The 13,363-nt window shown below is 70.9% G+C and carries 14 protein-coding genes; 6 read left to right on the top strand and 8 right to left on the bottom strand.

Going from position 1 to position 13,363, the window contains the following annotated elements; translation table 11 throughout:
- The first annotated feature begins 10 nt into the window (after positions 1-10).
- Positions 11-991: a sterol desaturase family protein gene (locus KF840_12730; protein MBX3025765.1), complete on the top strand. Its 981-nt coding sequence runs from the start codon at positions 11-13 to the stop codon at positions 989-991.
- 69 nt (positions 992-1,060) lie between these two features.
- On the opposite strand, the gene KF840_12725 is transcribed toward KF840_12730, so the two are convergent.
- The 8 genes from KF840_12725 to KF840_12690 form a co-directional block, all read right to left on the bottom strand.
- Positions 1,061-1,585: a chromate transporter gene (locus KF840_12725; protein MBX3025764.1), complete on the bottom strand. Its 525-nt coding sequence runs from the start codon at positions 1,583-1,585 to the stop codon at positions 1,061-1,063.
- A complete protein-coding gene (locus KF840_12720; protein MBX3025763.1) occupies positions 1,582-2,172 on the bottom strand; it encodes a chromate transporter in 591 nt (196 codons plus the stop codon). Before KF840_12720 ends, KF840_12725 begins: the two co-directional genes overlap by 4 nt.
- Positions 2,165-3,028 carry a hypothetical protein gene (locus tag KF840_12715; GenBank protein ID MBX3025762.1) on the bottom strand — a complete coding sequence of 288 codons (864 nt, stop codon included), beginning with the start codon at positions 3,026-3,028 and terminating at the stop codon, positions 2,165-2,167. The genes KF840_12720 and KF840_12715 overlap by 8 nt, the downstream gene beginning before the upstream one ends.
- 168 nt (positions 3,029-3,196) lie before the next feature.
- A complete protein-coding gene (locus tag KF840_12710; GenBank protein ID MBX3025761.1) occupies positions 3,197-4,351 on the bottom strand; it encodes an acyl-CoA dehydrogenase family protein in 1,155 nt (384 codons plus the stop codon).
- A gap of 90 nt (positions 4,352-4,441) precedes the next feature.
- Positions 4,442-5,581 (bottom strand): acyl-CoA dehydrogenase family protein, encoded by a 1,140-nt coding sequence (locus tag KF840_12705; protein MBX3025760.1) that lies wholly within the window; start codon positions 5,579-5,581, stop codon positions 4,442-4,444.
- A 97-nt stretch (positions 5,582-5,678) separates the two neighbouring features.
- Entirely contained in the window at positions 5,679-6,872 is a 1,194-nt protein-coding gene (locus KF840_12700) for a CoA transferase (protein MBX3025759.1), read from the bottom strand.
- Positions 6,869-8,206: an MmgE/PrpD family protein gene (locus tag KF840_12695; protein MBX3025758.1), complete on the bottom strand. Its 1,338-nt coding sequence runs from the start codon at positions 8,204-8,206 to the stop codon at positions 6,869-6,871. Before KF840_12695 ends, KF840_12700 begins: the two co-directional genes overlap by 4 nt.
- Before the next feature lie 169 nt (positions 8,207-8,375).
- Positions 8,376-9,236 (bottom strand): hypothetical protein, encoded by an 861-nt coding sequence (locus tag KF840_12690; protein ID MBX3025757.1) that lies wholly within the window; start codon positions 9,234-9,236, stop codon positions 8,376-8,378.
- On the opposite strand from KF840_12690, the gene KF840_12685 reads away from it, so the two are divergent.
- The 5 genes from KF840_12685 (at position 9,230) to KF840_12665 (ending at position 13,337) form a co-directional block, all read left to right on the top strand.
- On the top strand, positions 9,230-9,817 hold the full coding sequence (locus KF840_12685) for an RlmE family RNA methyltransferase (protein MBX3025756.1): 588 nt from the start codon (positions 9,230-9,232) through the stop codon (positions 9,815-9,817). The genes KF840_12690 and KF840_12685 overlap by 7 nt on opposite strands.
- Before the next feature lie 433 nt (positions 9,818-10,250).
- Positions 10,251-11,369 carry a type IV pilus assembly protein PilM gene (pilM, locus tag KF840_12680; protein ID MBX3025755.1) on the top strand — a complete coding sequence of 373 codons (1,119 nt, stop codon included), beginning with the start codon at positions 10,251-10,253 and terminating at the stop codon, positions 11,367-11,369.
- Entirely contained in the window at positions 11,366-12,019 is a 654-nt protein-coding gene (locus KF840_12675) for a PilN domain-containing protein (GenBank protein MBX3025754.1), read from the top strand. Before pilM ends, KF840_12675 begins: the two co-directional genes overlap by 4 nt.
- Positions 12,016-12,645, top strand: a complete 630-nt coding sequence (gene pilO, locus KF840_12670) for a type 4a pilus biogenesis protein PilO (GenBank protein MBX3025753.1) — start codon at positions 12,016-12,018, stop codon at positions 12,643-12,645. The genes KF840_12675 and pilO overlap by 4 nt, the downstream gene beginning before the upstream one ends.
- On the top strand, positions 12,642-13,337 hold the full coding sequence (locus tag KF840_12665; GenBank protein MBX3025752.1) for a pilus assembly protein PilP: 696 nt from the start codon (positions 12,642-12,644) through the stop codon (positions 13,335-13,337). Before pilO ends, KF840_12665 begins: the two co-directional genes overlap by 4 nt.
- The last annotated feature ends 26 nt before the right edge of the window (positions 13,338-13,363 follow it).

The raw sequence follows: 13,363 nt of genomic DNA, 5'->3' as shown, positions 1-13,363 counted from the left end.
GGATGAGCCGGTGAGCTCGGTCGAGCCGCGCGTTCCGGCGCAGGGGCGCACCGGCGCGCGACCGCCCGTCGCCCCGGTGCTCGCGTTCCCGCTCATCCTCGGCGCGACCCTCGCCCTGGCGCTGATCCTGCTGCCGCGCCTCGGCGCGCCGCTCACCCTGCTGATCGCGCAGACGTTCGGCCTGGTGGCCGTGGCGGTGGTCGAGCACCGGCTGCCGTTCCGCCGCGAGTGGAATCGGTCGCACGGCGATGTCGGCACCGACGTCGTGCACGCGGTGGTGTCGGGGGTGGGCTCCACCCAGTTGGCGCGGCCGCTGGCCGGCGTCCTCGGCGTGCTGCTCGCGGGCGCCCTGTCGGGCTCCGTCGGTCTCGACCTCTGGCCGCGCGGCTGGCCGCTGCTGGCGCAGCTCGTCCTGGCGCTGGTGATCGTCGAGCTGCCCCAATACTGGCTGCACCGCTGGCAGCACGAGCACGACTGGCTGTGGCGGTTCCACTCCGTGCACCACAGCGCGCCGCGCCTGTACTGGTTGAACGCGGCGCGCTTTCACCCGGTCGACCTCGGCCTGCTGTACCTCGTCGGCTACGTGCCGTTGATCGCCCTCGGCTGCCCCGAGGAGACGATCATGCTGTTCGCGCTCTTCGATGCCGTGTTCGGCATGCTCCAGCACTGCAACATCGACGTCCGCCTCGGGCCGCTGAACTACGTCTTCAGCATGGCCGAACCGCATCGCTGGCATCACTCGCTGGTGCTCGAGGAGGCGAACACCAACTACGGCTCCAACCTCATCATCTGGGACCTGGCGTTCGGCAGCTTCTTCCTGCCGACCGACCGCGAGCCGCCGGCGGCGATCGGCATCGCCGACATGCCGGACTTTCCGCAGACCTGGCCGTCCCAGATGGCGGCTCCGTTCCGCTGGCGGTCCCTGCCGCGCCTGGCGGGCGGCGCTCCCGCGCCGCCGCCGCAGCGCGCCTCGTCGCAGCCAGCGCCATAGCGGATCACGCGCCTTCGGATCGTCCGGCCGCGAACGCGGCCAGCGCCGTTCGGCGCCGGCGCGGCGGACTCAGCCGGCCAGCATCACCCAGCCGAGCGCGGCGCTGGCGAGGATCAGGTACGCCGGGTTGACCTTGCGCCACAGCAGGATGCCGGTGACCGCCAGGGCGAGGGCGATGGTCCGCGGATCGGTGACGGCGATCTTGGCGATGGTGATGGTGCCGGCGAGCATCAGGCCGATGGAGATGGGCGCCAGCCCGCGCTGGATCGACTCCCGCCACGGCCAGCCCTCGAGCCGGTCCCACAGGTGGCCGGTGGCGAAGGTCAGCACGCTGGCCGGCAGGAAGAATGCCAGCAGCGCCACCAGGGCGCCGGCGCCGCCGGCGATGCGCTCGCCGATGATTTGCACCATCAGCATGTTGGGGCCGGGCGCGATCTGCCCGAGGCTGTAGATGTGCACGAACTGGTCGGCGGTGAGCCAGTGATACTGGCCGACGACCGTCTCCTTCATTTCCGGCAGCACCGCGGCGCCGCCGCCGACGGCGAGCAGCGACAGGATCCCGAAGGCCGCCGCGAGCTGCGCCAACGTGTTCATTGCGCGCCTCCCGCCGCGGCGGGGTCGGCGACCGGCGGCTTCGCCGGCCGGTACCACCAGATGGCGAGCGGTCCGAGGGTGAAGAGGGTGAGCGGCAGCGAGACGTGGAAGACGCTCACCGCGGCGGTGGTGAGGGCGACGAAAATCAGGTCGACCCAGCCGCCGAGCTCCTTGCGGCCGAGCTGGTAGGTGGTCGCCAGCAGCAGCCCGGTGGCGGCGGCGGCGACGCCGTTGAGCATCGCGATCACCGCCGGCCGCGCGTTGTGCTGGCCGTAGAGCGTGCCGAGCACGAACAGCAGCAGGCTGCCGGGCAGGCACATGCCGACCAGCGCCACCGCCGCGCCGGGGATGCCGCGCAGGCGGCTGCCGACCAGCACGCTCATGTTGGTGGCGTTGAGACCCGGCAGCGTCTGGCTGATCTCGAGCGCGCTCATGAACTGGTCGTCGTCGAGCCAGGCGCGCTGCACCACCAACGCCTGCCGCAGATAGGCGACGACCCCACCGCCGAAGCTGGTGGCGCCGATGACCAGGAAGGTCTGGAAGATCTCGGCCAGCGCGACGACGCGGCCGGCCGGCCGTTCACTCACGGTTGCGGACCTCGGTCGCGCCCAGGCCGTACACCACCCGCGTCTTGGTGGTGCCGAGCTGGACCCAGTTCCGCACCGCGTGCTGCAGGCCGACGAAGAAACGGTCGGCGTGCTTGCTCGCCTTGGCGTGCAACTCGTCGGCGCGCTTGAACTTGCACTGGAACGCGAACTCGCCGATCAACGGCTTCTCGTCGGCGCGCCGCCGCCACACGGCGACGTTCGCGTTGCCCTGGACGCCGTGCCCGAAGTGCAGCTCGCCGAGATCGTGCAGCACCTCCTCGACCGCGACGTCGTTGACCAGCGCCAGGGTGCGGCCCTGCAGATCGACCCGCTGCAGGCACGGGAAGGTCTGGGCGATGTGCTTGACGCTGGGATCGATGGTCGCCGTGGTCAGCGTCAGCACCACGTTGTGCGAGTACAGGTTGCGCGCCCCGCCCAGCTTGTCGGTGAGCGGCAGGATCTCCTCCTTGAACTTGATGCGCGCCGTGCCCGAGCCCTGCGGCCGCACATCGACGGCCGCCGCCGTGTCGAGGTCGACGTGACGGAACTTGAGCGCCAGCTCCGGCGCGCCGCTGGCGAAGCCGTCCTCGTAGAGGGTGCGCTTCCGCAGGATGTAGGCGTGGTTGTAGAGGTCGAAGTGGTGCGTGTCGTAGAACACCACCTCGCGCAGTTGATTCTTCGTCGCCAGCACCTTGTCGGTGTAGAGCGCGACGTCGAGCTCGGCGGTGGCGTGCCGCAGCAGCTTGCCGAACTCCTTGAACTGGTGCGCCTGCGTGAAGTGATCCGGCTTGAGCAGGATCTTGAACTCCCGGTAGTGCACCTCGTCGAGCGGGTGACCGTCGGAATAGGACTTCACCCCGTGTTTCGTAACGGCCACGGCCGCTCCCCTTCGTTCGTGGGGCCGCAGCCTACTCCCGGCGGCGAATTCGTCAAAGGGGGATTGATTCATCCGCCACCGGTCGCGGCGATCGTCCAGGCGCCGTCGGGGAGGGCGGACGCGGCAGTCGCGCCACGGAACCGGTGCTCAGCGCGGCAGGCCGAGGACGCGTTGGGCGATGATGTTGCGCTGCACCTCGGAGGTGCCGGCGAAAATGGTGGCGGCGCGGTAGTAGAGGAAGGAACGCAGCCAGCGGCCGCCCCCGACGGCGCGCGGCTCGCCGGGCCAGTGCTGGCCGTGCACGCCGAGCACCTGCATGGCGGTGTCGTGCAGGCGCTGGCTCATCTCGCTCCAGAACAGCTTCACCAGCGAGCTCTCCGGCCCGGGCGCGCCGGCGCGGCGCAACTGGGTCAGGGTGCGCCAGTTGTGCAGCTTGGTCATCTCGACCTCGATGATGGTCTGCGCCAGGCGCTGGCGGACGATCGGGTCGTCGGCGGCGCCGGTCTCGCGCGCCAGCGCCAGCAGGTCGGCGAGCAGCATGCGATGCACGACCAGTTGCCGCGGCGACGTGCCGCGCTCGTGGCTGAGCGTCGTCTGCGCGATCGCCCAGCCCTGGTGCAGGCCGCCGACCAGGTTCTCGGCCGGCACGCGCACCGCGTCGAGGAAGACCTCGTTGAACTCGTCGCTGCCCGTCATCTGGGTCAGCGGCCGCACCGTGATGCCGGGGCTGCGCATGTCGACGATCAGGAAGCTGATCCCCTTGCCGCCGCGCGAGGCGGGATCGGTGCGGGCGAGCAGGATGCCCCAGTCGGCGAACTGCGCGTAGCTGGTCCATACCTTCTGGCCGGTGACGACGAAGCAGTCGCCATCGCGTTCGGCGCGGCAGCGCAGCGCCGCCAGGTCGGAGCCGGCGTTGGGCTCGGAGAAGAGCTGACACCACAGCTCGTCGGCGGCGAGGATGCGCGGCAGGTGGCGCGCCTTCTGCGTCTCGCTGCCGGCGTGGATCAGCGTCGGTCCCACCAGGTTGACGCCGATGCGGCCGATGATCTCCGGCGCCTGCGCCCGCGCCAGCTCCTCCTGCAGGAGGTAGTTCTCGGTCGTCGAGGCGCCGCGGCCGCCGTACTGCCGCGGCCAGTGCACGCCGACCCACCCCGCCGCCGCCATCCGTCGCTGCCAGCCGACCAGGAACCGCACCTCGTCGGCGAGCGTGGCGAGCTCCTCGGGCGGCGGCACGTTGGCCGCGAGCCAGGCGCGCACCTCGGCGCGAAAGGCCTCTTCCTCAGCAGAGAACGTCAGATCCATGGAAGATTTCCCGCCGCAGAGACGCGGAGACACGGAGATCGCGGATCTCGAAAGCCGTCATCTCTGCGTCTCCGCGTCTCTGCGGTGAAATCAGCTTCTGGGTAGTCCCAGCAAGCGTTGGGCGATGATGGTGCGCTGGATCTCGTTGGTGCCGCCGGCGATGCTGGCGCAGCGCGACCAGAGCAGGCGCTGCGGCCATGGCCCGGCGGCGAGCTGGCCGGCGGGGCCGAGGCTGTCGAGGCCGAGCTCGTGCAGGCGCTGCGACAGCTCGGCCCAGAACAGCTTCACGATCGAGCTCTCGGCGCCCGGCAGCTCGCCGCGCGCCAGGCGGGTCATGGTGGCGCAGTTGTGCAGGCGCAGGATCTCGACCTCGATGCAGCTCGCGGCCCAGCGCTGGCGCAGCACGGGATCGCCGGCGGCGCCGCTGGCGCGCAGGCGCTCGGCGAGCTCGTCGAGCGCGATCTTCTGCAGCACCTGTTCCTTGAAGGAGAAGTTGGTGCCGCGCTCGTGCGCCAGGGTGACCGTCGCCACCCGCCAGCCGTCGTGCTCGGCGCCGATGAGGTTGGCGCGCGGGACGACGACGTCGTCGAAGAAGGTCTCGCTGAACTCGGCGCTGCCGGTGAGCTGGCGCAGCGGCCGGATGGTGAGCCCGGGCGCGCGCATGTCGACGATGAAGCAACTGATGCCGCGATGCGGCGGCGCGTCGGGGTCGGTGCGCGCCAGCAGGATGCCGAAGGCGGCGAACTGCGCGTAGCTGGTCCACACCTTCTGGCCGCTGACGACGAAGTCGTCGCCGCGCTTCTCGGCCCGGCAGCGCAGCGAGGCGAGGTCGGAGCCGGCGTTGGGTTCGGAGTAGAGCTGGCACCAGATCTCGTCGCCGCTGAGGATGCCCGGCAGGTAGCGCCGCCGCTGCGCCGCGGTGCCGTGCGCGATCAGCGTCGGGCCGACGTTGTTGACGCCGACCCGGTTCATCACCTGCGGCGCGCGCGCCCGCGCCATCTCCTCCTGGTAGATCGCGGTCTCGGTCAACGAAGCGCCGCGTCCGCCGTATTCCTTCGGCCAGTGCACCGCCACCCAGCCGGCGTCGTACAACCGCCGCTGCCAGGCGGTGAGAAACGCCGCCTCCTCCTCGAGCGCCGCCGGCACCGCCTCGCGCGGCACGTTGGCGGCGAGCCAGGCGCGCAACTCGGCCCGGAACGCCTGCTCGTGATCGGAGTAGGAAAAATCCATCAGAAATCTTCACCGCAGAGACGCAGAGGCGCCGAGATGACGGCTATCGAAATCCGTGATCTCTGCGTCTCCGCGCCTCTGCGGTGAAAGTCTTCTCTTAGATCGCCCCATCGCGACGCAACTGGTCGATCTCCTCGTCTCCGCAACGCAGCCATTCGCGGAGGATGGCGGTGGTGTCGGCGCCGAGGGCGGCGCCGGGGGTGTAGCGGGGCCGGACGTCGTCGATCCTGATCGGGCAGCCGACTTCGCGCAGCGGGCCGAAGCGGGGATGGTCGACGGTGATCAGCATGTCGCGGGCGGCGACCTGGGGATCGGCGAGGGCCTGGGAGATGGTCTGCACCGGGGCGCAGGGCACCTGACCGCCGAGGCGCTCGATCCAGTCGGCGGTGGGGCGGGCGCGGAAGACCGCCGACAGCTCGTCGACCAGGGCGGCGCGGTTGGCGAGGCGTTCGGCAAAGCCGGCGTAGCGCGGCTGGCGTGCCAGGTCCGGGCGTTCGATCAGCGCGCAGAGGCGCTGCCAGAACTTCTCCTTCATGCACATGACCATCAGCCAGCCGTCGGCGGTGGGAAACGTCTGCGATGGCACCACCGAGGGATGCGAGCCGCCGGGCAGGCGGGGCGGCTCGACGCCGGTGCGCAGGTGGTGGGTGGCCATGTGGGTGAGCATGGAGATGGCGGTGTCGAAGAGGCTGACGTCGACGTCGCCGCCGATGCCGGTCTCGCGCGCCCGCAGCAGCGCCACCATGAGGCCGAGCGCCGAGGCGAGGCCGCCGGCGAAGTCGATGGTGGCGACGCCGCTGCGGATCGGCGGCCCGTCCGGCTCGCCGGTGACGTGCATGAAGCCGCTCAGCGCCTGGATCAGATAGTCGTAGGCGGGGTCGGCGGCGCGCGGTCCGGTGCGGCCGAAGCCGGTGAGGGTGCAACAGACGAGGCGGGGATTCACCTCGCGCAGGCTGGCGTAGTCGAGGCCGAGCTTCGCCGGCAGATCGCCGCGCGGGTTGGCGTAGACCGCGTCGGCCACCGCCGCCAGGCGGCGGAACAGCGTCCGGCCGGCGGCGGTGCGCAGGTCGAGCGTGAGGCCGCGGGTGTTGCGGTTGAACGATTGGTAGTAGAGCGAATCGCCGTCGCTCGCCGGCGGCACGGCGCGCGCCTCGTCGCCGCCGGTGGTCGGGTCCTCGACCTTCACGATCTCGGCCCCGAGGTCGCCGAGCACCTGCATGGCATAGGGGCCGGCGCCGAGCTGGGTGAGGGCGAGGATGCGCAGGCCGGCGAGCGGCAGGGGCGCGGTCATCGCGGGCCTCGCAGCGCGGTGGCGAGCGTCGACACGTCGGCGGCGCGGTCGAGGCCGGCGACCGCATCGCCGATGGCCTCGACCTGGGCCGCCGGCAGGACGCGCGTCGCATTGCGGCGGAACTTGTCGCGCACGTCGGCGTCGCCGAGCGGGCGCAGGAAGCTGCCGCGGTTGACCGGCTCGTCGCGCGCGAGGACGCGGCCGTCGCGGAGGTGGACGCGCAGCCGGCCCGGGAAGCAGCGGGGGTAGTCGGCGGCCGGATCGGGAAGGCAGGTGACCCGGCGTGCCAGGTCGAGCACCGCGGGGTCGCTGATCGCCGCCGGGGTGAAGTCGTCGAGGTCGATGTCGCCGCGCACGAACGTCGCCGCGACGGTGTAGGGCAGGCTGAACTTGGCGTCGTAGTCGGTCCGCGGCGTCTGCTTGCTCGCCGCCGGCTCGCACACCACCGGCATCTCGCGCGGGTGGATGTGGCATTCGACGGCGGCGATGTCGGCCGCCGCCAGCCGCTCCTGGGCGCGCAGCGCGGCGGCGGCGTCGATGAAGGCGTGCGTCATGTGGCAGCACGGATAGGGCTTCATGGCGATGTCGAGCAGGTGCCAGCGCTGCCCGAGCTCCCGCGTGATGCCGCCGGCGTCCCAATCGCCGCCGAGGTGGCTGCGATAGAGCCCGAAGCGGCCTTCGAACGTCTCGCGCGGGCCGCTGAATCCCGCCGCGGCCAGCGCCGCCGCCGTCAGGCCGGCGTGCGCGGCCCAGCCGGCGTGGACGCGCTTCGCCCAACTGCCGTCGGTGAGGAACTCCATCGTTCCCGACGCCATGCTGCCGGCGAGCCCGAGGGCGTGGGCGAGGCGCGGCGCGGCGAGTCCGCCGAGCCGGCCGGCCACCAGGCTGGCGGCGTAGGCGCCGCACACGCCGGTGGGGTGGAAGCCGTGGTCGTGGAAGGCGCCGCGCGCCACCAGGCCGATGCGCACGGCCGCTTCCATGCCGAGCGCCAGGGCGGCGAGGGCGTCGGCGCCGCTCCGGCGATGCTGCTCGGCGGCGGCGAGCATGGCCGGGGCGACGCTGCAACTGACGTGGGTCACCGCCGCTTCGTGGGTATCGTCGTAGTCGAGCCCGTGTGCGAGCACGCCGTTGAGCAGCGCCGCCCAGGGCGGCGGCAGGCGCCGCGCGCTGCCGATGACGGTGCCGTCGCCGTCGCCGCCGGCGAGTTCGGCCACCGCCTCGCGCGCCGGCGCGGCGAACGGATCGGCGGCCGCGGCGAGGGCGACACCGAGCAGGTCGAGCAGATGGCGCTTCACCTGCGCGACGACCAGCGCCGGCAGGTCCGTGAAACGCAATTCGCTCGCGAAACGGGCGAGGGACTCGCTGCTCGACGGCACGCGAGTAGCTACCACAGAGACCCTGCCGGAACACCAGAGCTCGCGGCGCGCCGATGTGGCTGCACCGCGGACGCCATGGGCGCGTGCTTCCCGGCCGTGGGGCGGATCTGCCGGCGGCGGTGTTCGCTCAGCGCGCCTTGCCGCGCTTGCGCGCCCCGGCCGGAGTCGGTGTCGCCGCCGGGGTCGGGGTCGGCGGCAGGTCGGCGTCGGACACCGGGCGCAGATAGCGGATCTCGCCGGGGAAGGCGCCGAACGGGGTGCGGCGCAGGCCGCCGTTGAGGGTGGCGGAGACGACGCCGTCATCCGATTCGACCACCGCCACGTGATAGGGCACGCCGGCGGCGTAATAGAGTGCCAGATCGCCGATGTTGGCGGTGCGCTCGGCGCGCAGTCCGAAGGCGGTCGGCAGGTCGAGCGTGTCGGCGTACGGCAGGTCGAAGCCGGCGTCGCGCAGCAGGTGCCAGGCGAAGGCCGAATTGCTCTCGTAGGCGCCGTCCTCCGGCGCCAGCAGCGCGGCCAGGGCGTCGGGGTCGGCCTGCGAGGCGAAGACGTAAGGTGGCGGCGGCGGACCGCGCAGGCGCCAGCCGCGATCGCCGGCGGGTTCGAGGATGTAGCGGCGGGTCTCGACCCGCGCCTCGCCGCGCGCGCCGCTGCTGCGGATGGTCTGCGCGAGGTTGTACAGGACGTCGACGACGATGGTGCCGTCCTGGCCCGTCGGCGTGCCGATCTCGTAACCGTGGATCAGGGAGAGGCGGTCCCAGGCGGGTTCGAGACCCCAGGCGACCAGCGGCGCGATCGCCGGCCAGGTCGCCGGCCGCAGCCGGGCGCCGTTGCCGTCGGCCTGGCAGAAGGCGCGCAGGACGTCGAGCGGATCGACGGCGGCGGCGCCGCGAGGCAGGGCGGCGAGCGCCGCGGCGGCGCACGCCGCGAGCATGGTCGTGTGGACCAGCGAGCGGCGGCGGCTTATGGAGTCGGCGGGCGATGGCATATCAGCGCAAGGATACATTCTACGCGCGCGCCAAGGCCGAGGGCTACCGATCGCGGGCGGCCTACAAGCTGATGGATCTGGCGCGCCGCTATCAACTGGTGAAGCGCGGCGATCACGTCGTCGACCTCGGCGCCTGGCCGGGCGGGTGGCTGCAGGTGGCGGCCGACCTGGTGGGGCCGCGCGGCGTCGTCGTCGGCGTCGACCTGGCGCCGATCGATCCGCTGCCGCAGGCGTGGGTGTCGCTGATCGTCGGCGATGCCGGCGATCCGGAGGTGCTCGCGCAGGTCCGCGAGCGCTGCCGCGGTCGGGTCGACATCGTCCTCTCCGACATGGCTCCCAAGCTGAGCGGCATCCGCGACCGCGACGCCGCCCGGGCCGCCGAGCTGGCGGAGACGGCGGTCGCGTTCGCCGATCGACTGGTGGCCCCCGGCGGGCGCCTGGTGATGAAGGTGTTCAGCGGCGCCGAGTCGGAGGCCCTGAAGCTCGCCCGCGGCGTCTTCGCCACCGCCAAGCTCACCAAGCCGGAAGCGAGCCGCAAGGAATCGGCGGAGATGTACCTCATCGCCTCCGGTCGCCGGTAGGCGCCCGCCCCCGGGATCCCGTTTCCCATCCCGGCCCCCCTCGGACGATCCGCGGGTCGGACGGCTCGAACCGGCACGAAAGTGTCATTCGCGTACCAGAGTGCCCACCGGCTGACGCATCATCTGCGCAGCGAAAAGCCCACGGTTGGTCAGTTGATATGGATGGCCGCAGGTTTTTCGACATTTTGGTGTCATAAGTCGAACAATTGTGGGGTGGCGCACTGCCCGGGGCCCGATCCCTGGGGCACCTGAGCAATCAAATGCCTACCGCGCCCTTTTTGGCCCGCTTTTCGCTTTGAGCCCACGCGAGATGGCCGGTGGGAGGGCATGTGGGGAGAGATTCTCTGTCCGTGGATGTACGCCCCGCAGTGATTGTCCGCGTCGAGCGGAATATGCGAAGTCGCATGCGATGGCGGGTCGGTGAGGAGCGTCGATGAGCGTTGCCGCTGAATGGCAGGACCGGCTGAAGCGCCTGTTCACGGTGTCCCTGGAGGACCTGAACCCCTTCAAGCGGCAGGAGACGTACGCCGCGATCGACATCGGTTCGAGCTCCATCAAGGTCCTCGAGGTCCGCACCCTGAGCGACCAGTTGGAGCTGCTCAACTGGGGCTCCATCCCGACGCCGCCCTCGGCCATCCAGAGCAACATGGTCAGTGAGCCCGACCGGGTCGGCGAAGCCATCAAGGCGCTGCTCGAGGCCAAGGGGATCCGCGCCCGCAAGGCGATCACGGCGGTGCCCGGCCCGGCGGTCATGATCAAGCGGGTGACGCTGCCGGGACAGAGCGCCCAGGAGACCGAGCAGACGATCATGCTCGAGGCCGGGAACTTCATCCCCGAGGAGCTCGAGAACGTCAATCTCGACTACCAGGTGATCGACACCAAGCCGGAGTCGAGAGAGATGGAGGTCCTGCTGGCGGCGGCCAAGAAGGACATCGTCCACAGCTACTCCGAGACCCTGCGCGCCGCCGGCCTGCAGCCGGTGGTGGTGGATGTCGATTACTTCGCGCTCGACAACCTCTACGAGCTCAACTACGACCCCGTCGCCGATCAGGTCGTGGCGCTGGTCAACATCGGCGCCCGCTACTCCTCGATCAACATCCTCAAGGGGGGCCGCTCGGTGTTCACCGGCGACGTGCCGGTGGGCGGGCGCGACATCACCGAGGCGCTGACCCGCGACCTCGGCATCCCGGCGGACGAGGCCGAGAAGCTGAAGACCGGGCGCGGCAACGGCGCCATCGATCAGGAGCAGCTCAGCATGGCGCTCGGCCCGGCGGTCGACGCGCTCATCGAGGAGATCCACTACGCCCTCAGCTTCTTCTGGACCGCGGCGACCGACGAGCGCATCGACGTCCTCTACCTGAGCGGCGGCGCGGCGCAGACGCCGGAGCTGGCGACGCGCCTGGCGGAGCGCATCGAGGCGCCGGTGGAAGTGACGGATCCCTTCAGCCGCATCGCGCTGACGTCGTCGATCGATCCGGCGGCGCTGCAGCGGCGGGCGTCGGAGTTCGCGGTGGCGCTGGGCATGTCGGTGCGCCGGCCGGGGGACAAATGATCCGCATCAACCTCCTGCCCATCAAGGAAACCGAGCGCGCGCTCGGGCGGCGCCAGCAGATGTCGCTGGTGGCGCTCGGCCTGGCGACGACGCTGCTCATCATGGTGATCCCGTACCTGATCCAGGGCCGCAAGATCGGCGCCCTCGATGCGAGGATCGAGACCCTGACCAAAGAGATCCAGGCGATGAACCTGCAGGTGCGCGAGGTGCGCGACATCGATCGCCTGAAGCGGGAGGTGCAGACCAAGCTGCAGATCATCGAGGATCTCAACCGCAAGCGCGTCGGACCGTCGCGGGTGCTCGATGACCTGAGCCTGGCGTCGCCCGAGAACCTCTGGCTGATCGACTTCAACGAGGTCGGCAGCGCCGCCACCTTCACCGGCCTGGCGCTCGACAACGAGACGATCGCCAAGTTCATGCGCCAGTTGCAGGCGTCGCCCTACTTCTACAGCGTCGACCTGGTCGAGACGTCGCAGCAGCAGCCGGCGAGCCCGGGCAAGGAGGCGCCGGCGACGGCGCAGTTCACGCGCTTCATCGTCAAGGCGACGATCGACTACTTCGGCCGTGGCGGCAAGCCGCCCGAGCCGCCGCCGGACAGCAAGGCCAAGGCGGTGCCGGGCCAGACCGCGAAGCAGGAGCCGCAGGCATGAACGAGATCTTCGACCGGATCATGGACATGCCGGTCCGGCAGCGCGTCCTGCTGCTGGTCGGCTCCGTCTTCCTGCTCTTCTTCCTCTACGGCTATCTGCTGTACCTGCCGCGCAACGCGGAGATCGACGAGAAGCAGGAGAACCTCAGCGCGCTCGAGAAGGACCGCGATCGCAAACAGGCGCTGGTCGCCAACCTGCCGCAGCTCCGGCAGGAGGTCGCCGATCTCAACGCCGCCCTGAAGAAGGCGGTGGCGCAGTTGCCCGACACCAAGGAGATCCCCGATCTGCTGAGCGGCATCTCCGCCGTGGCGCGCGAGTCCGGCCTCGAGATCCAGCAGTTCCGGCAGAAGCAGGAGAACTACCAGGACTTCTACGCCGAGGTGCCGGTCGAGATCCTGGTCAAGGGCACGTACTGGCAGGTCGAGCAGTTCTTCAAGAAGGTCGCCGATCTGACCCGCATCGTCAACGTCGGCGACATCGGCATCAAGGCGCCGACGCTGATCGAGAACGACCCCGTGCAACTGCAGACCTCGTGCGCCGCGACGACGTTCCGCTTCCTCGACGAGGAGGAGCGCGAGCGGATCCGCAAGGAGCGCGAGAAGAAGCAGAAGGAGGGGAAGCGATGAGACCCCTCGCGCTCATCGCCTGTGTCGCGTGGCTGTCGATCGCCGGCGCCGCCGCCGCGCAGACGCTCGGCGAGCTCGGCACCGCGATGGCGATCAACCAGAACGCGGAGCAGAACATGGCCGCGCAGGCGCGCGGCGTGACCAAGTCGGCGATCGCCACGGTCTTCGGCGCCACCGCGCCGCCGCAGGGCAGCGTCCCCGCGCCGGCCGGCAACGCCGGCGCCTGGGCGGCGGAGGACGCGCGCGCCGCCGCCGGCGAGGCGCCGGCGGCCGGCGAACCGGCGCTGGCCGGCGAGGGCGTCGAGGGGCAGCCGGCGCCGGCGGCGGCGCTCGGCGACGGCCGGCGCGATCCGTTCCGGCCATTCACGCTCGACCTGCAGCGCAGCGAGGCGCCGGAAGCGGAGATCCTGTCGCCGCTGCAGCGCTACGAGATCGCGCAGCTCAAGCTGACCGGTCTGGTGCTCGACATGCGGCCGCCGCGGGCGATGCTGCAGGACAACAGCGGCATGGGCTACATCGTCACGCCGGGGACGCCCATCGGGCGTCGACACGGCGTCGTCAAGTCGATCGAACCGGGTCGCCTCGTCGTGGAGGAAATCGTCCTCGACTACTACGGGCGCCAGCAGCCGCACCAGGTCGTCGTGGAGATGCCCAGGGACGACAAGAAGGACGACAGCGGGGTGAAGCGATGAAGCGAGTGGGCAGTGGGTTGGGTGTG

Source organism: bacterium (assembly GCA_019637795.1).
Lineage (GTDB): Bacteria > Desulfobacterota > Binatia > HRBIN30 > CADEER01 > JAHBUY01.
The sequence above is the reverse complement of the archived record's forward strand: the minus strand, read 5'-3'. Positions and strand labels throughout refer to the sequence as shown.